15 protein-coding genes are annotated in these 18,531 nt (G+C 48.5%); 9 read left to right on the top strand and 6 right to left on the bottom strand.

Annotated elements, in window-relative coordinates; genetic code table 11:
* Together ACZND6_RS06285 and ACZND6_RS06280 are read right to left on the bottom strand one after the other, a co-directional pair.
* A partial coding sequence (locus tag ACZND6_RS06285) for an IS1634 family transposase (RefSeq protein WP_489524479.1) occupies window positions 1-1,365 on the bottom strand: 1,365 nt, incomplete at its 3' end.
* A gap of 170 nt (window positions 1,366-1,535) precedes the next feature.
* Window positions 1,536-1,856: a PsiF family protein gene (locus ACZND6_RS06280; RefSeq protein WP_022099547.1), complete on the bottom strand. Its 321-nt coding sequence runs from the start codon at window positions 1,854-1,856 to the stop codon at window positions 1,536-1,538.
* Window positions 1,857-2,131: 275 nt separating this feature from the next.
* Here ACZND6_RS06280 and ACZND6_RS06275 point away from each other — a divergent pair, with 275 nt between their 5' ends.
* Together ACZND6_RS06275 and ACZND6_RS06270 are read left to right on the top strand one after the other, a co-directional pair.
* Window positions 2,132-2,641: a DUF8052 family protein gene (locus ACZND6_RS06275; RefSeq protein ID WP_300876136.1), complete on the top strand. Its 510-nt coding sequence runs from the start codon at window positions 2,132-2,134 to the stop codon at window positions 2,639-2,641.
* Window positions 2,642-2,679: 38 nt separating this feature from the next.
* Window positions 2,680-4,338 (top strand): carbon starvation CstA family protein, encoded by a 1,659-nt coding sequence (locus ACZND6_RS06270; protein WP_300876133.1) that lies wholly within the window; start codon window positions 2,680-2,682, stop codon window positions 4,336-4,338.
* 442 nt (window positions 4,339-4,780) lie between these two features.
* On the opposite strand, the gene ACZND6_RS06265 is transcribed toward ACZND6_RS06270, so the two are convergent.
* The 4 genes from ACZND6_RS06265 to ACZND6_RS06250 form a co-directional block, all read right to left on the bottom strand.
* A complete protein-coding gene (locus ACZND6_RS06265) occupies window positions 4,781-5,311 on the bottom strand; it encodes a YggT family protein (RefSeq protein ID WP_278851169.1) in 531 nt (176 codons plus the stop codon).
* 99 nt (window positions 5,312-5,410) lie between these two features.
* Window positions 5,411-5,977, bottom strand: coding sequence for a 1,6-anhydro-N-acetylmuramyl-L-alanine amidase AmpD (ampD, locus tag ACZND6_RS06260; RefSeq protein WP_008812135.1), 567 nt, complete (start codon window positions 5,975-5,977; stop codon window positions 5,411-5,413).
* Window positions 5,977-6,243, bottom strand: coding sequence for a PP0621 family protein (locus ACZND6_RS06255; protein ID WP_008812136.1), 267 nt, complete (start codon window positions 6,241-6,243; stop codon window positions 5,977-5,979). The genes ampD and ACZND6_RS06255 overlap by 1 nt, the downstream gene beginning before the upstream one ends.
* Window positions 6,244-6,246: 3 nt before the next feature.
* Complete coding sequence (locus ACZND6_RS06250) at window positions 6,247-7,080, bottom strand: cytochrome C assembly family protein (RefSeq protein ID WP_008864352.1); 834 nt, start codon at window positions 7,078-7,080, stop codon at window positions 6,247-6,249.
* Window positions 7,081-7,147: 67 nt separating this feature from the next.
* Between ACZND6_RS06250 and ffh the strand changes: the two genes are divergently transcribed.
* Genes ffh through ACZND6_RS06215 form a run of 7 tightly spaced genes read left to right on the top strand, consistent with a single transcriptional unit; the run spans window position 7,148 to window position 18,530 of the window.
* On the top strand, window positions 7,148-8,542 hold the full coding sequence (gene ffh / locus ACZND6_RS06245) for a signal recognition particle protein (RefSeq protein ID WP_008812138.1): 1,395 nt from the start codon (window positions 7,148-7,150) through the stop codon (window positions 8,540-8,542).
* Window positions 8,542-9,147: a crossover junction endodeoxyribonuclease RuvC gene (ruvC, locus tag ACZND6_RS06240; RefSeq protein WP_008812139.1), complete on the top strand. Its 606-nt coding sequence runs from the start codon at window positions 8,542-8,544 to the stop codon at window positions 9,145-9,147. Before ffh ends, ruvC begins: the two co-directional genes overlap by 1 nt.
* Window positions 9,148-9,150: 3 nt before the next feature.
* A complete protein-coding gene (gene ruvA / locus ACZND6_RS06235) occupies window positions 9,151-9,720 on the top strand; it encodes a Holliday junction branch migration protein RuvA (protein WP_008812140.1) in 570 nt (189 codons plus the stop codon).
* A 3-nt stretch (window positions 9,721-9,723) separates the two neighbouring features.
* The gene (gene ruvB / locus ACZND6_RS06230) at window positions 9,724-10,764 is read left to right on the top strand and encodes a Holliday junction branch migration DNA helicase RuvB (protein WP_008812141.1); all 1,041 of its coding nucleotides are present in this window, start codon (window positions 9,724-9,726) and stop codon (window positions 10,762-10,764) included.
* Window positions 10,748-11,470: a hypothetical protein gene (locus ACZND6_RS06225; protein ID WP_008812142.1), complete on the top strand. Its 723-nt coding sequence runs from the start codon at window positions 10,748-10,750 to the stop codon at window positions 11,468-11,470. The genes ruvB and ACZND6_RS06225 overlap by 17 nt, the downstream gene beginning before the upstream one ends.
* 56 nt (window positions 11,471-11,526) lie before the next feature.
* Complete coding sequence (locus tag ACZND6_RS06220) at window positions 11,527-15,093, top strand: exodeoxyribonuclease V subunit gamma (RefSeq protein WP_418572046.1); 3,567 nt, start codon at window positions 11,527-11,529, stop codon at window positions 15,091-15,093.
* Window positions 15,094-15,104: 11 nt separating this feature from the next.
* Window positions 15,105-18,530 (top strand): UvrD-helicase domain-containing protein, encoded by a 3,426-nt coding sequence (locus ACZND6_RS06215; RefSeq protein ID WP_302295811.1) that lies wholly within the window; start codon window positions 15,105-15,107, stop codon window positions 18,528-18,530.
* Window position 18,531: the final 1 nt, after the last annotated feature.

The following is an 18,531-nucleotide window of genomic DNA, read 5'->3' as shown; positions in this document are numbered from 1 at the left end:
CCAGGCCTTAACCGGATCCTTCTCCGAGTCTGAGACTAAGACCCTAAATCCCTTGTACTTCAAGTATTCGTCTACCCGGCGGTTAACAATAACCAAGCCTTTTTCTTTATCGTTCCGGAAGAATTTTTCTTTCAGCTCTTCTTCTTGTTCGGTGAGAGCTTCCTCTTCGATGAGTTTCTTTTTAATCGTGAGAAGCGATTGCGTGAGCTTATTGGCCGCTTCCTGATAGATAACCGGATCGTAGAACATGTGGTAATAAAGCTCGGCTGTCGCAGAGTTTGATGCCGGTTTTCCATCTACCGGCCGCGGATCGTATTTCCAATTCACCTTTGCTGTGGCGATGTTCTTCCTGGTGTAAGGATCGCCGCTGTTGAGGTCTGCAAACTCTTTCCTGTGTTCATCGATAAGCTCTCTGGCCAGACAGCCTTTAGTCCCCGGACGGACATTAAAGATGAACTCAACTTTATTGATCAGACAGTCGTTGATGTTCTTGACGCTGTTGTAGCCTTTGTCAGCAACCAGAACGACGTTCTTCATATTTAGAAGTGCTTGATCGCCAATCGTATGACGAATGGTGCTGACATCAGGAACATTTCCGTCATAAAAGCGATAAAAAATCGGAAGTCCGGACTTCTGGTCTACCAAGAAGAGAACGTTTAATTGAGGCAGAGCATCATCGTCTTTATTTTTGCCGTATTCAATGTGGGTTAAGTTCTTGGAGTAAGAAGAGATTGAGGTGGAGTCCAAAGCAAGAATGATCTTATTGTCTTCATCTCCTTGAAGATAGCTGCGCATCAGCAAGAAATAACGCTGGGCATCGCGCAGCTCTATCTTCTGGAAGAGGCGAGTTACCGCTGAAGGGCTCAGCGGCCGCGGATACGGCAGCCTTGTCGTCTCTGCAAAGCTTTCATAGAAGCTAACGTTGTTGTTCTGATTAAGGATTAAAAAGTACGCCAAGGAAAGGATCTTTTTATAGTCTTTGTTCCTTGGGAAGCACTCCTTTAAGAACTCCCCGACAGGAGAATCGGCAACAATCTGATCTAAAGCCCAAGTAGCACCGGCGTGAAGCTTCTTTATGTTGCGAGCCTGTTCAAGAGTGATGCCTTCTTCGGAGATCTGCGTAAAGACATAATCTTTTCCTTTCCTCTCAACCTGATGGTTCCGAAATTCAGGATGATCCTGAAGGAAAGCCTCATCAAAACGAATTTTTCCGTCCTTTTGTCCGCCGAGGATTGTCCCAATCTTTTTGGATTCGCCTCTTTTGCTCCGCTTGAGTTCTCTATCCCAAACGTTTTTATACGTGTAAACGTAATAAACAGAACCGGCCTTATTGATCAGAATCGGAGGAAGCTTGGGATTTGTCATTGATAGATCTCCATATATAATGATCTAGTTTAGCACAAAAAACCCTCAATTTCAACATTAACTTTATGTTTTATTTAGGATTTTTAAAATAATGAAGATCTAGAAACGCAAAATCTCAGGGGACTGAACTAACACCCCTCTATACGGCCGAGCTTCCGACAGTCCTGTAATTAATTCTTCAGGCAGTCAGACATAAATTTCTTGCGAAGCTCACCTTTCAGAGCTTTTTCTTTAGCCTCCTTGCTGCACTTGACCATTTTTTCCTGCTGTTTGGTCAGTTTCTTTTTCCCGTCATCAACTTTCTTGGACAGGCATTCCTTCATGAATTCTTTACGCTTGTCGCCATGGAGATCTTTAGCAGCGGCTTCCTTGCTGCAGTAAGACATCTTATTTTGCTGAGCGGTGAGATGTTCGGAAGTGTCTTTTGCGATAGCCGGATTCATGCATACGGCAAAACCCAGGAGGGAGGCAATCAAAACCAAACGTTTCATAATCAGTCCTTAAAAAGGTTGCGAAGAAGTTGGTACCTCTTTTATAACCCGATGGCGGTAAAAGCTTTAGGCAAAAATCCAACATTGAGCATGAAAACTTCTGAGTTCATCTTCTTGCCAAGACGGGTAATTTCCTTCCTTTGCCTGATAGTCTTACCTCTAAATATCGGGTTTTTTCTGTCTCTTCTCCGAAAATCAGCGCTTTTTTCTCTCTAAAATAAGTTCATGTTCAGCGCGTGTTCTCGGCGAACCGCAGGCATTTTTACGGATAACCAATGAATACATCTGAATATTTAACTTTGATGAGGGATCGACTCACCGCAGCTTTCGATTTCAAAGAAGCGCCTCAAGGACTCAATCCTCAGCCGGCGCTTTGGGCAGTACACAATCGAACTTCGGAAAAGTACTTCCTCTCTAAAAGCATCTCGTTATACACAGTGAACAATGACGAGTATGTTGGGCTTTATGGCTGTACTGACAAAATCAAGGAAACAGACATCGAAGCCGTTTTCGAACAGTTCAAAAGACTGATTTCGGAACTGCCGACGGACGAAAAGCATATGTCCTCAATTTTCACTGCGGCGTTGATTTCCGAAGAGGAAATTGACCCGAAGATTGTTGAGACGGCGTCTGCCAAAAAGTTTCATAAAGACTTTTGGTTTTCTCTTCGCGGTTGGGCCGATCTAGCCATCATTTTGGTCGATCTCAAAAACGAAAAGGTTTATTCCAATTCGTTCGGCAAAAGGACTGTTAGAAACTTCGGATTCCCCAAGAAGTCTGACTAAAAGCTTTATCTAATTTATCTCAAACACTAGGAATAGAAATGAACGGTTTTACCTTACTTATCGGCTCGGCGGTCATCTTTCTGATCGCCTATGTCGTTTACGGCTCCTGGCTTGCCAAGCAATGGGGCATCGACCCGAAACGCAAAACACCGGCAGAAACTCAGAAGGACGGCATTGACTACCTTCCGACAAAACCGGCTGTTCTCCTCGGACACCACTTCTCTTCAATTGCAGGCGCCGGCCCGATCGTCGGACCGATTACCGCTGCTGTTTTCGGATGGGTTCCCGTCACACTGTGGATTATCGTCGGCAGCGTCTTCTTCGGCGGCGTGCATGACTACGGTTCTTTGGTGGCTTCTTTGCGCCATAAAGGCAAGAGTATCGGCCAAATTATCGAAGCCAACATCGGTGAAAGAGCCAAGATTCTCTTCGCCATCTTTGCCTGGATTACATTGCTGGTTGTGATTGCAGCCTTCGCCAACATCGTTGCTGCTACTTTCGTGGCCAACCCCGGCGCCGGCACATCCTCCCTGCTCTTCATTCTGCTTGCTGTCGCTTTCGGCCTGCTCGTCTACCGTACCGGCATGTCTCTTTTCCTCGGTACAGTCCTGGGCCTCATCGGCATGGCTACCGCTTTCTACATCGGTCATATCTTCCCGATCGTCCTTTCTAAAGACATGTGGCTCCTGATCATGATGGGCTACATCTTTGTTGCCTCCATCGCACCGGTTTGGATTCTTCTGCAGCCTCGCGACTACCTGAACTCCTTCCTACTTTATCTGATGATCATTGCCGCCTTCCTCGGCATCTGCTTCTATCAACCGACCATGGAGATTTCTCCGTTTGTAGGCTTTGATCTCGGGCACGGTCAGTGGCTCTTCCCGGTTCTGTTCGTTACTGTTGCCTGCGGTGCGATTTCCGGCTTCCATTCTCTGGTTAGCTCCGGTACCAGCTCCAAGCAGCTTGATAACGAAAAGAACGCCAAGCTCATCGGCTACGGCTCCATGCTGATTGAAGGCCTCCTGGCAATCTGCGCCATCATTTCCGTCGCTTACGTTGCTGCTGACAAACTGCCGGCTCTCCTGAAAGCCGGCGGCCCGGTCAACGCCTTCTCTCAAGGCACTGCAACCTTCATGACAGCGCTGGGTCTTGATTTCAATCTGTCTAAGGAGTTCGTTGCTCTGACGATTTCCGCCTTTGCGCTCACTACTCTTGACACCGCAACCCGTCTCGGCCGCTTCATCTTCCAAGAACTGGTTACACGTCCTGTCGAAAGCCGCAACGACGGTAAGGAACAGCCCATCGCTGCTTTCCTCGGCAACCGTTACGTCGCAACGGCGATCACGATCGCTCTGGCCTGGTACATGTCCGTCGGTTCTTACCTCACGATTTGGCCGATTTTCGGTACTGCAAACCAGATGCTTGCCGCTCTGTCTCTGCTCGCTATCGCCGCATGGCTCAGAAAAGAAAACAGAAAGACATTCATGGTCACGATCCCGATGTACTTCATGTTTGCCGTCACCTTCTGCTCTCTTGGTCAGCTGATCTACGCCAACCTCGGCAAGAACTGGCTGATCGTCGGCATCTCCGCCGGTCTGGCTGTTCTGTCTGCAGCTCTGTTCATTGAAGCCTACAGAGTCTTCAGCAACGACAAAGGTCAGATCCCGAGTAACCTACAAGCTCAAAATCAAGAGTAAGTCAGTAGTTACTCACTCCTAAAATTACGGCCTTCGCCTAAAAAGTGAAGGCCGTTTCGTTTAGGTTGCTTAGAAACACTGGGCCTTCTGCCAGACTATTCCTGGCTGAGAATTTCCGGATTCAGCATCTCCAACTCATCAATTAAAAAGCCCGCGACTGCAAACCGTTGTTTTCTCTTTAAAGCTCTTTCGGCCCATCATCGAGCCACTGGAGATGCTTTTTAGAGAGACGGCTTGAAGCTCTTTGCTGTCATTGGACAACATACAAATGTCTCGAAAAACAACTCTGTTATAGAGGGGAAATTGGAAGAGCGTCCTTCCGACCCCAGCCAAAACAAAATTCCCGCCCAGAGCCTTCTGTAATCTGAACGGGAATTTAGCTTTTGTCGGTGACTGTCTCCATAGAACATCAAACAGCGGACAGAACAGTCATCAACAGAAATTAAGTCAAGGGAGCGAGCAGCGCTAAAACAATATTGGCAACCAAGAAGAAGACGATCGCAGAAAAATCAATGTTCTTCCAAACCGGAATAAATTTCTTAATCGGTGCCAGGAAGGGGTAGCAGAGATAACTCAGCGTACGGTAAAGAGCGCTTGTTTGGTTTACCCAAGAGAGAATGCAGAAAAGCAATGCGGCAAACATTGCAAGTTCAATGGCCCAGTACACCACCAGAACGGCGGAATCAAAGAAAAATGGGAAAAATCCCCCGGCCCCCGAGCCCATCAGCCAGTGGAAGAACTGATAAATGACGGCGACTAAGTAGCAGACAAAAATTGAAGGCCAGTCAATGGTCGGCGTTCTCGGAATGAATTTAGAGACCGAACCGACAGCCCACTGCGTCGTGGTATAGGCGAAAGAAGTGATCGGATCGTTTCCGGGAGCACGCAAAAACTTTAAATAAGCTCTTAACAAGAGCAGGCACGCGAAAACCGTGCAAAGAAGTCTAAGGGTTAATAAAAAAATCGCGGACACTTTCTGATCCTCTCGTTTTACTTGTTTTGTTGTTAATCATTCTAAATGAGGCGGCGGTCAACAATGCAGAATTTTGGCCTGAACCGCTCAATTAGACGTTTAGACGTAAGGAAAACACAACGGCTTACCGGTCTTGCAGAGACTCTCATACGTAAGCCAGTCGAAAGCAGGGCCCGGATCCGTCTTGCGAAGCGGTGCGATCATGGAATGGCCCGTGACGTATTTGATAGGATAAGCTTCGGCAAGTGCATCGGTGAGGCGCCCGAGCGTTTCATATTGCGCCTGCTCATAGGGCGCTGAATCTGTACCTTCCAATTCCACGCCGATCGAGAAGTCATTGCAGTTCTCACGGCCCTCGTAAGAGGAAACGCCGGCATGCCAGGCACGGTCCAAACAGGAAACGTACTGGAACAGGCGTCCACTCCGATCAATAAAGAAGTGTGAAGAAACGCGCAGTCCTTCTAAATCTTGGTAGGACGGATGCTTGCAGCAGTCAAGCGTTCCGCAGAAAAGCGCGTCGACATCTCCGGTTCCGAACTGACCGGCTGGCAAACTGATGTTGTGTATCACCAGAAGAGAAATCTCTTCGCCTTCCGGCCGCTCGTTGAAATGCTCGGAAGGCCGAATTGCCGCTTCGTCACACCAGCCGTTAGGAAAAATTCGCATCAGTGCGCCTTCGGGCCTTTCATTGCGTGCTGGCGGCAGCAATAGTACTTCCCATTGCTGTATACAGCTTCACTGATCGGAACATACAAGCCGCAGTTCGCGCACGAAACCATCTTTTCGCCCGGCATATCGTTTTTGTGTTCCGCAAGATTGGCTTTTTCCTGTTTATCCAGGCGCTTTTCAAGCTGAATCTGCTTTAAGCGCATGGAACGCCAGGCAAAGTAAATAACGGCAACGATAAGAACAAAGAAAATGATCCTGGACATGACTTAGGCTCCCGGAACAACTTCCATAACAAAGCGAACGCCGATATAAGAAACCATCAGAACGCAGAAGCCGATAACGGTCCAAAGAGCGGCAAACTTTCCTCTCCAGCCTCTGAGATGATGTCCGAGAAGCAGGATTCCGAAGATGACCCAGGCCATGCAGGTGGTGACAGTCTTGTGGTCAAAACGGAAGGCTTGGCCGAAAAGTTCCTGAGAATAGACAGCACCGAACAGAATCGCAGCGGTCAGAACAATGAACCCGACCCAGATCAAACGGAAAAGGATTTTCTCCATTTCCATCATGGAAGGCATGTTGTCCAAAATATTGACGTGCTTTGCGCCCTCGTGAGTAACAAAGTCCTTGGCGCGGACTCTCTTATGAACGGCCATTAAAAGCAGTCCTTGGATAAGCGCCATCGTCATCACGCTGTACGCAAGAATCGCCAGAAGCAGATGCAGTCTGAAAGGGCCGCTCGCGGTTTCCGGCGCTAAGGGAGAACCAGGCAGCAGAAGCGGTAAAAGCATGCTAACCGCAGAAAGCGGCAGAACAAAAACCAGCATGGCGCCGATCTTAGAGAAGAAACTTTCCAAGAGCAGCAGGAACGTGCAGGTGAACAGCGTAATCGTCAGCGCTAGCGCCATTCCAAAGTGCGGAGTCCCGTACAGGAACAAAGCCTCGTAAATCAGGTAAGCCTGGATCATAAGACCTGCGCAAATCAGGGGGCGAATCCAGAATTTCTCCGTAGGTTCAGGCTCTTGCAACGTTTTGTAAATTCCGAAGGCTGCGGCTAAATACAATACGGCCGCAAAAACGTAAAATATGGCATTCAATGTCATCGTTACGACTCTTTTTTATATAGTTGATCGTATTGTATGACTTAACTCTTTCCTTTGAATTAATGTAATGCTCGATTCTCTTACTCAGCGTCTTACCAAAGTCGTCAAAACCATTCGCGGACAAGCTCGTCTGACCGAATCCAACATGCAGGACATGCTGCGTGAAATTCGTATTGCCCTCCTCGAGGCAGACGTTGCCATTCCCGTGGTCAAAGATCTCATTGCAAGAATTAAAGAAAAAGCCCTCGGAACCGAAGTTCAGACAAGCCTGACTCCGGGCCAGGCATTGGTCGGCATTGTTCACGACGAATTAACAAAAGTTATCGGCGGAGAGGATCCTGAAAATGTTCGCGAGATCAACCTCGCTACCCAGCCTCCCGCAATCATCCTGTTAGCCGGCCTTCAAGGTGCCGGTAAAACGACGACCGCCGGCAAGCTCGGTAAATGGCTCAAAGAAGAAAAGAAGAAAAAAGTTCTGACAGTTTCCGCCGACGTGTACCGTCCTGCCGCTATTGATCAGCTGCAAACAGTTTCTCAGCAGGCCAACATTGACTTCTTCCCGAGTACTCCGAACGAAAAACCGCTCGATATTGCCCGCAAGGCCCTCGAATACGCAAAGCTTCATTACTACGACGTGCTCATCGTCGATACGGCCGGTCGCTTAGCGATCGACGAGCAGATGATGAATGAGGTCAGCGATCTGGAAAAATTCTTAAATCCGATCGAAACCTTCTTCGTGGTCGACGCCATGGTCGGTCAGGACGCAGTCAACACCGCGAAAGCCTTCGGCGAAAAACTTCCGCTAACCGGCGTGATTCTGACTAAGGTCGACGGCGACTCCAGAGGTGGTGCAGCGCTTTCCGTTCGCATGGTCACCGGTAAGCCCATCAAATTTATGGGCGTTGGTGAAAAACTCAACGGTTTCCAGCGTTTTGATCCGCAGGCCATGGCCGGACGAATCCTCGGCATGGGCGACATCGTTTCTCTTGTCGATGAAGTCCGCAAGAACGTGGATATCGAAAAAGCCCAGAAGTTCGCTGAAAAAATGCGTAAGGGCGACGATTTCACACTCGAAGACTTCAAGGATCAGCTCGCTCAGGTCAAAAACCTGGGCAGTTTCTCTTCCTTAATTGAGAAACTCCCGGCACAGTTCGCCCAAGCTGCCGGCCAGGTTGACGACGAACAGGCTAAGAAACAGCTCGCCCGTACTGAAGCCATCATTAATTCGATGACACCGCATGAACGCAGAAAACCCGAAATCATCAAAGCAAGCCGCAAGCGCAGAATCGCTGCCGGCGCCGGCACTACCGTTCAGGAAGTCAATCGTCTGCTCAAACAGTTTGAGCAGAGCCGCGAAATGATGAAGATGATGAAAAAAGGCGGCATGGGCAAAATGATGCGCGCTTTCAGAAGCCTTAGCGGCCGCTTCCCGGGTATGGGCGGCATGGGCGGAGGCTTCTAGTGAGCCAAAAGGCTGTTCGTATTCTCGGAATTGACCCGGGGCTTAATCACACCGGCTACGGCCTTGTAGATTTTGTGCCCGGTCATTTCACCTATGTCGCCTCTGGTGTTTTGAATGTACCCGCAGGCGAACTTTCCGACAGACTGGGATTCATTTTTAAGTCCTTGTCGGCTTTGATCGAGGAGCATCATCCGAATGTCGCTTCGATTGAAAAAACTTTCTTGAATACGAATGCCCAGTCCAGCATGCTGCTGTCACACGCAAGAGGCGCTGCGATGTGTGCTGTCGCATGTCACTCTATCCTATGCAAAGAAATCAGCACTCGCGAGATTAAAAAATCCGTAACCGGCTACGGCGCCGCTGACAAAGATCAAGTGCAGCAAATGGTTCTAAGGCATCTGAAGCTTGAGGACACGCGCTTCAGTCCGGACGAGTCGGATGCTCTGGCAACCGCGATCTGCTACGGCAGCTCCAGTATCCTGCTCGGCCTCGTACCGACACTCGGAACCAAGGCCGGCAGCAGCGGAACCGGTGTATCCCGCAGAGGCTCAAGTGCTCGCCGCTCAAGAAACGAGTGGACGAAACGTTATGAAGGAAAGGTCTAACTAATGATTGCAACCATTCGAGGAAAAATTCTTCAAAAAAATCCTCCGCAAGTTGTTGTTGAGTGCGGCGGACTAGGCTACGAGATCGATGTCCCGATGTCCACTTTCTACAATCTTCCGAACATCGGCGAAGAAGTGTTTCTGGAAACCGTCATGATCGTTCGTGAAGATGCGCAGCTGCTTTACGGCTTTTTAACTTCTCAGGAAAAATCAGTGTTCCGGCAGCTTCTGAAAGTGAGCGGCATCGGTCCAAGAATTTCGCTCGCCATGCTCTCCTCTATGTCTGCAGAAGATATCGGAAACGCCATTGCCAATAATGAAATCGGACTTTTGACGATGGTTCCCGGCATCGGTAAGAAAACGGCCGAACGTCTCGTTCTTGAGCTGAAGGACAAGATGGTCGTCACTTCTGCGCCCACGGTTTCATCCGTTCAGACAGAGGTCATCCAGGCTTTGGTTGCGTTGGGTTTCAGCGAACGCGAAGCTCGCGGCGCTGCGAAAAACGTCCCTGCAGATGCCGACGCCTCCGAAGGCATTCGTCTCTGTCTGCGTCAACTTGCTCAGAAAGGTTAATCCATGGCGGACAGCAATTCGATTCTTTCCTCTGAAAGAAAAGAAAAAGAAGAAGTCATCGACAAGGCCCTTCGTCCGACACGTCTCAAAGACTATGCCGGCCAAGACGGTATTCGTGAGCAGTTAGATCTGTTCATCACGGCTGCACGCAATCGCGGAGAAGCTCTGGATCACGTTTTGCTCTTCGGCCCTCCGGGCTTAGGTAAAACGACACTGGCAAACATCATCGCCAACGAACTCGGCGTCAAGCTTCGTCAAACGTCGGGCCCTGTTTTAGAAAAGGCCGGGGACTTGGCTGCCATGCTTACAAGTTTGGAGCCGCATGATGTTCTCTTCATTGACGAAATCCATCGTCTCTCGCCGGTCGTCGAAGAAATTCTTTATCCGGCCTTAGAGGACTTCAAGCTCGACATCATGATCGGCGAAGGCCCTGCTGCCCGTTCGATCAAAATCGATCTTCCGCATTTCACGCTTGTGGGTGCCACGACACGTGCAGGTTCATTGACCAAACCGCTGCAGGATCGTTTCGGTATTCGTGCCCAGCTTCAGTACTACTCGCCTGAAGACCTGACAACCATTGTGCTGCGCTCCATGCACCTGCTAAATATGCCGGCAGATAAAGGCGCAGCCGGTGAGATTGCACGCCGCTCCCGCGGTACACCTCGAATCGCAAACAGATTGCTTCGACGTATTCGCGACTTTTCCGAAGTCCGTCATCAGGGTCAATTGTCCGAACAAATCGCAAAAGACGCCCTTACCATGCTAGAAGTCGATCCGATCGGCTTAGACAGCCTCGACTGCCAATTCCTGCTTGCGATCATTGAAAAATTCCAAGGCGGTCCCGTCGGTATCGAAAACCTGGCTTCCGCTGTCGGTGAGGAGTCTGATACGCTTCAAGATATGGTCGAGCCTTATCTGATCAAAGAAGGTTTTGTTCAGAGGACACCAAGGGGACGCGTGGCGACACCGCGCGCATACAGCCATTTCGGGCTCGATAGAAAACATAAAGATTTGGGATTTTTATTCGATGACGACCAATATTAGTTCTTACAACTTGTCCGAGCGTCAGGTGCAGCTGGACTTGTCCGTTCTTCCCTACGATTTTGAAGAGAACGTCAAGACATTGAGCGAACAAGCGCGTCAGGCCTGGAACGACGTTCAAGATTTGGAAGCTTCTGCCTGCCCTGACAATAAGGCTCAAATCACGATCACGATGCACCCGTCCTTTGCTTCTCAGATTTACTTCCCTGAGGAGTTTTTGCTTGTCATGGGATTGGACTGCGTCGGCGTACGTCAGGTTCAGTGCTTCCCGCGCGACACTTCAAGCTGCGATACTGAAGACGGAGAAATTACCGTTGCGCTCGTCTGCGTCGGAAAGAGACAGGACATCCAGGCCATTCCCGGCAAACTGGAAAAAGTTGTCTCAGACACACTCGTCGGAAAACAGATTCGAACCATTGAAAGTATTGAAGCCGTCTCTATCTATGACCGCTTGGATATTCCCAACGATTACTTCGAGGACCATTTCTTAGTCGGTGTTTATGTGACGCCCGGAAAAACAATCGAAGAATCCAAGGAAGACTTTAAAAATTACGCTCAGAAAAACGATCTTGAAGTACACCCCAACTTCTTAGTCGACAAGGACGGTGTCTTCTATGTGCTTCTGCGCGGGGCCCGCTACAAACTCGATGCTATCGGCGACTACGCCTACACCTTCTGTGTACGTGTCCCGCCGCTGAAAAAAGCCTGACTCAGCGCCACACAACTAAACTAAAACGTCGGCTTTTCCTTTTAGGAGGGTCCTCAGTGATTTCTACTTTTTACTCGAACTCGTTCGAAGTTCTTCGAACGGTTCTTGCCACAAAAATCGGTTTTAATCTGGAGGACCTGCGAAACAGTAATGCCTCCTTTTTTGAGCAAATCAAGGTTATCGTCCCGACGCCGATGGTCGAGGACAACCTCAACCGCTTCTTCGCGGATCACTTCGGAGCCACTCCGGGGATTGAATTCTCTAACGTAGCCAGCTGGATGTTCAAAGTTCTCGGACAGTCTCTCTCCAACGCTGAAACATCTCAGGTCATGGACTGGACTTTTTACGAGATCCTGCGTCAAAAGCAAAACAAAAAGGCTTTCCCTGAAGAAGAAAAGCGTCTTTATGAATACATTCAGACGTTGGACCCCGTCGGTGTGTTGGAATTTGCCCGTCATCTGAACACAGTTTTCATTACTTACGGTTCCTATCGCTTTGACTGGCTGCAACAGTGGGCTTTAGAGAAATTCAAATTCAACCATAAGGTACACCCGCTTCCGGTACCAAATGCAAAGGCAGAAGAAGAGCGATTGAAGAAAAACGCTGACTTTTTGTGGCAAAAGCGTCTTTGGCAAGAATTAATCGAACAGACCGGCGCAGAAAGCGAAGGAAAAATCTTCGGGTGGCTTGAAAATACTATTGAGCGAATCCGGAAGAACAAACCGGTTGAGAACAGTCTTCCGATTCATCTTTTTCTGCCGTTCTCGATTCCGCCTAACTTACTGCCTCTGATTCGAGCTTATGAAGATTCTCCTGCAGAGCTTAATCTGTACATTCTTAATCCGTGCGCCGAGTACTGGTTTGAGTCCGTTCCGAAAGCGCAGTTCGACTGGTCCGAGAATTTCAAAGTCGACAACAGCTGCCTGAACTATCTGTTGACAAATGCAGCAAGCACGAGAGCCGCTATTGACCGATTGGACAGCTTCCTTTTTTCCGAGGAAGAAGCTTCGGCAATCGAAACGGATATCTCTGATAAAGACAAACAGAACCGTCAAAAGGCATTCGTCAAACAGCCGGGGTCTCGGGAATTTGTAACCTCAGAAAAAACTTTCGACCATTCCGAAGAAGAAATAAAAACCAAGGTTAGTGCCGAGACAGCTTCCGCATATCTGGAGTATCCCTCCAAGTCGTTTCTGCATAGCTTTCAAAACTCCATTCTTAGAATGGACAGCACGCTGCTGCCCATTGAGCCTGACGAGAAAGATGTCAGTCTTCGCATTCTCAAGGCGCCCTCTTTTGTCCGAGAAGTCGAAGCCACCATCGACATTCTCCAGAATTGGCTCACAGATAAAAAACGCGGCCTAAAACCTTCCGATGTTTTGGTCGTAGTTCCGGACATCGAAAAGGCAGCTCCTATCATTGAAGGCGTCATGGCATCACTGCCGAAAGATCTTTATATCCCTTGGAAGATCATCGGTCTCAGCGAAGAAAAACAGAATGCGCTTGCAGATGCGTTTGTGGGCTTGGGCAAACTCTTGATGTCCGATTTCTCAGCCAGAGAATTCTTTGATTGGCTGGAGAAACTCCCCGTACAACAGCAGTGGGACCTGTCCTTAGACGACATCTCTGTCATTCAGACTTGGCTTTATTCTGCGGGATACTCTGTCGGAATCGATCATGAACAGCTCGCGGCGCTGAATTTCACTGACGAAGACACGTCCTTTCAGGACGCCATGGAACGGCTTTCTCTCGGATTCTTTCTTGATGAGGCCTCTCCATTGCCTTTCAAGAATGTCCTGCCCATTCGCGGAGATGAAGAAGCCGGTTTTGATGTCGTTTCCGACGGCTCGGGCCGCTTGCTCCAAGCTGTTTCTCAGCTTTACCTGAACCTTGCCGATCAGCGTCGTGTACTGCTCGCTTCCGAATTTGCACTTCCCGCAGAAGCCTGGAGAGAAGCGCTGCTAGGTATGAAAGAACGTTTCTTCGGAAACAACTGTGATCCTGAGGAGTCGTACAACTTCACGCAAATCATCGAGACAGTCTGCGAAGGTATGGCTGCCGCTTTCGGAAACACCGAAAAACCGGTCAGCTTCGATGTTGTATTGAGCGAGCTGAGAAGCGAACTCTCTAAAACTAAACGCGAAGTGCCGAGCTCCGGAACCATGACCTTTACATCCATCTCGCTGGCTAGAGGCATTCCTTACAAAGTCATCTGCTGCCTGGGCTTCGATGAGAAAAGCGGGTTCCCGGGAACTCCTAAGTTTGAAGAATTTGACTTAACTAAGGATCACCGCCGCCGCGGCGACCGAGACGCAAGAAAGGACAATAACGCCGTCTTTCTTGACACACTCCTCAGCGCTCGAGAAAACCTCTTGATTTCCTACACCATCGGAACGAAACCGCAAAGCGAAAATAATCCGTCGCTCGTCATTGATAATTTCAAGAATTACTTCCTTTCTCATGCCATGAACGTAGGAATGGAGGACGGTACTGCTCAGGAAAAGGCAGACGAGCTTTGGAAGAGCATCGTGACTAAGGTTCCTTTGAATCGCTTCTCCATGAGAAATTTCTTAGAGGAAGCAAAATCTCTAGACAAACGAGAAAACAACTTGTTCTGGAAGAGCCCTCGGAAAGACGTCCTCGATTCAATCGAACATGCCTATAGGAACCCGGGCGCCAAGGAACCGATGTTTGCCAACACCGAGATTCCTGCTGAGAAACTTCCCAAAACGATGCAGCACCCGGTGCTCCGCGAACTGCAGGTTAATTTCCTCATAAAGTTCCTGACCTCTTACAACGAATGGACGGCAACGCTGCTCAAGCTTGAATCATCAGATTTCGAAGCCGACGAAAGAATGATCGTCCCTTCTAAGGACGACAAGCTTATGCACTCAGAGGTCAGCCGAAAATTTCTTTCTTTGCTTGAGAATAACTTCTCTGATCAAGAGGCGCTCAATCTTCTGAACCTTAATCCGAAGTACGGCATTGAAAGTGTCCGACGTGCGGTTCTCAGTTTTGAAACCTCAGAGGTTGCCGACGCTCACGCCGCAAGGAAACAATTTGAGGAGACTGAGACTTTAAAACCCCTCTCGGCGGGACTTGATTATCGAGTTCCGACTGCAGTTTCTAGCTTCGTCAATCGGCTCACAGACAAAACGGATCTCTTCCTTTGGAAAACGGAAGATGAGTCCTTGCGCGTCAAGCTCGGCGTCTTTTGCTCTGCGTCGGAACAAAACCGAGAAGTATTGCGCCAAATTATTTGGACCGAAGCCGGGGAACCCTACGATTTACTCATCTTTAACGAAAGTTCAGACACAGATCATTTCGTCATTTCTTACTCTTCGATTATTCAGAACCATGGCGGCGAACCGCTTAAAGCGTTCTTGAGGTTATTTGAGTGTCACTGCAAGCACGCACTTGGAATGAATGCCTCGGATGACGCACTGCTTTGGCAGGGTGTCTCAGAGGAAAGCGTAAGAAAAGCTGCTGATTTATCTAAGGCTCTCAAAGAAGAACTCAGCGATTACTACAAACTCCTCAAAGGTGATGGCAGAAAGAAAGACATCTACCTTTCAGAAGCATTCGAAGCGTTAATTGAATTCATTCAAAAACTTAAACCTTAATCGGAGTATTTATGCTTTATAAAGAATTTGATGCTGCCACAACGCCGATTGAGGGGCGCATGCTTTTGGAAGCCAGCGCCGGCACCGGAAAAACGTATTCCTTGATGCGAGTGCTGCTCAGGCTTTTAGTCGAGAAAGGAATCGAACTAGATCGTATTTTGGTCGTGACATTCACGAATGCAGCCACTGATGAGTTGTCCTCTCGTTTGCGCAGCAACCTGACGGAACTGATTGAACAAATTAGGCTGAACAAGAGCGGAAGCTTCAACGATCTGCTGGATAGTTGGGGAGAAAAGAAATATTCTCAGGACATAATTCTTGAAAAACTGCAAACAGCGCTGAATAAGATTGACGACGCTGCCATTTTTACTATTCACGGCTTTTGCCAACGAATCCTTCAGGACTTTGTCTTTTCTTCAAAGGGAAACTACGACTTTGAGATCGGAGATGATTCAAACGCTAAAGATAAAGCGCTGAGTACTTTTCTTCGTACAAACCTTCCGAAGGCCTATCCAGGCTACCCTACGGAACAACTGTCTCTGGCTCGAGACATTCCTTGGGAAGATATTCTGACAACTGCTGCCGGTTTGAGCAGAAGCAAGCCGCTCACCCGGCAAATGAAGCTGATGAAAGATGCGAATCAAAAGCCCGAAGACGAAACCACTCGGTTTTTTGAAACTTTCATTGATCAGGCAACAAAACTCTACGAAGAAAACAAGAAAGATGAACGTCTTTTTACGTTCGATGACCTGCTGATCGAAGCAGAAGAACGCATTGTTAAAGATCCGGAATTCACCAAGGCAATTCAGAACCTTTACGGCGCTGCTTTGATTGACGAATTTCAGGATACGGACCCGATTCAATACTCGATTTTCAAACACCTGTTCTTAGAGGATCCGGAGAACTCCAAACCCGTTATCTTTGTCGGTGATCCGAAACAGTCTATTTATCGCTTCAGGAACGCAAGTCTTGAAACGTATCTGTTAGCCAAAAACGAAATCAACAACCCTTATCAGTTAGTAAAGAATTATCGTTCTACTCCTGGGATCATTGCCGGAGTTAATGCGTACTTCAATCCGGAAGGGAAAGGTTCCCGCGGCGGCTTTTTGAATCAGGCCCTTTCTTATTCGCCGGTGAAGTTTAATAAGAAAAAACTACCGCTCCTCTTAGAGAAAGACGGCAAAGTCGAACCCCTTTCCTCTTTCGCTTTCTGGTCCAATGCCGACACTAAGGCCTTGTCCAATGCAGAGACACTTCGCGATATGGAGGCTATTGCCATCGCAGAGGAAATCGAATCCTTGCTAAAGGAAAATGTCCTCTATGAAGGCCGGAGACTGAGACCCAGCGATATCGCGATTTTGGTTGCAAAGCGCTTCCATGCTGACAAGGTTATTGAAGAGCTGCGCAGGCGGGGCATTCGCACCCTTCGGTCTTCGAATGAAAATGTCTTATGTTCCAAAGAAGCGCACGAACTTAAGAGCGTTCTAGAGGCTATGTACGATCCGAGAGATACTCGTCTTGTGGCTGCGGCTCAGGCAACCAGGATTTTCGGCGACTCGCTGAATGACTTATTGAATAACGATGCGGCCTCCGCGCAGGCACGTCTGTTATTGGAAAACTCAGCAAAAATCTACGAGAAGAGCGGAATTATCGCTGCTGTTTCGAACCTATTTGCCGGCGCCAAAACCGAAGAGCGTTTACTGCAATACGGAGGAGAACGCGCCCTCACGAATTATCAGCACATCTTGGAGCTTCTTCATCAGCAGCACAACACCATTGATAGTCTTCAGGGACTGCTGCGCTGGTTAAAACAAGAACAAAAAAAGAGCAACGACAGCTACACTCTGAGACGTGAAACCGATTCCGATGTTGTTCGAGTTGAGACTATTCACAGCAGTAAAGGCCTTCAATACCCTGTTGTTTATTACCTTGACCGGCCGATAAGCTTTTCCAAAGGTCAGAAATTTAGAGATGATGCGACAGGCGTCATTACCTTCTATGAAACCGAACAGAAGGCACCGGACGACTTCATTGAGAAATCATATGAGGAGTCCATGAGACTGCTGTATGTCGCTATGACGCGAGCCACAGCAAGGGTGGTTCTTCCCTATTTCTTCAAGAAAACTAAGAACGGAGCGCCTCACGGCAGCGTCGGCGGAAAAAATCCGCTTGCTCAGGCTATCAGCGGAGAAACGTCCGGCGGATTGGCCATTATTGGCGGTTTAAACCGACTGCGGGAGGCTTTGAGCCCGAAGGAAGCGTCGGCAAGAGAAGTCAGAAAGGCCTTGCTTGACGGAATTTCCGAGTACAACAAGAACAGCGCACATCCTCTCATGCTCTCTGAGAAAGCTTTAAATGCTTACATTCCTTTTGAGATCCGTTTTGACTTCGAACCCGGCAAATATGGAGACTCCGAAGTCTCCTTCAGACAACCGCCGGAGCATCTTGATCTCAGAGCCGGTCGCGGTGAGAAGCAAAATCGTTCTTGGATTTCTTCCAGTTTCACAAGCTTGTTGAGGACCATGGAAGCACAGGACTCCGCCGTCATCACTGATGAGTCGGAAGCTCTTGAGTCAGAGGAAACTGTCGCGGAATCGAAAGAAGAGGACGTATTGGAAGTCCTCAAAGGCACCCAAAGCGCTGCCGAATTCGGCACGAAAGTCCACGAATTATTAGAAAAGATTTTCGACAAAAATTTCCATAACTGGAAGAACAGAGTCTACAAATTTTTAGATGATCGTTTTAAGGGTTATGTCGCCCCAGAAACTGAAGAACGAAAGGCCGAAATCGAGACTAAAACGGAAGAGTTCTTCGAAAATTTATTCGAAGCAAAGATTCTGCCCTCCGCGCCGGGCTTCCATCTCTCTCAGCTTTTTAAAAATCTTAAAGATTGCCGTCCGGAATTGAAATTCATGCTTTCCGTCGGAGCTCCGATAAAGGGCAGAGAACGTCTGACGGCGAGTCTTTTGGCTGAAACGCTAACGGCCTTTGATTCTCGTTATAAAGACTTTCATTTGTCAGAACTTGATATGCGCGGTTATCTCACGGGCTCCATCGACTTAGCTTTTGCCGCTGACGGCAAATATTGGGTCATCGACTGGAAGACGAACAAAATTGATTACCGCAACAACACTCCTGAGCTCTATACGCCGGAAGCCGTGAACGCCTTGATGAAAAATAATCACTACGAGCTTCAGTTGGCGCTCTATCTCGTTGCGCTCAAACGAATGCTCGAAGTTCGTTTAAATCTGCCGGAAGGTACGGGTTATAAAGCCATCGGAGGGGCGGTTTACTGCTTCCTGCGCGGCATCGACAGGAATGCGCGCGGAACGTACTTTGAACGTCCAAAAGATGCCCTTATCGAATGTTTAGACGACTTCCTGAAAAACGGATTCAGTCGCGAACTCCTGGAATCTCGTGCCAAAGGAGCAGTTTGAA

It is taken from the genome of Parasutterella sp. (genome assembly GCF_057870745.1).
This window is presented reverse-complemented; position numbering and strand designations above follow the sequence as displayed.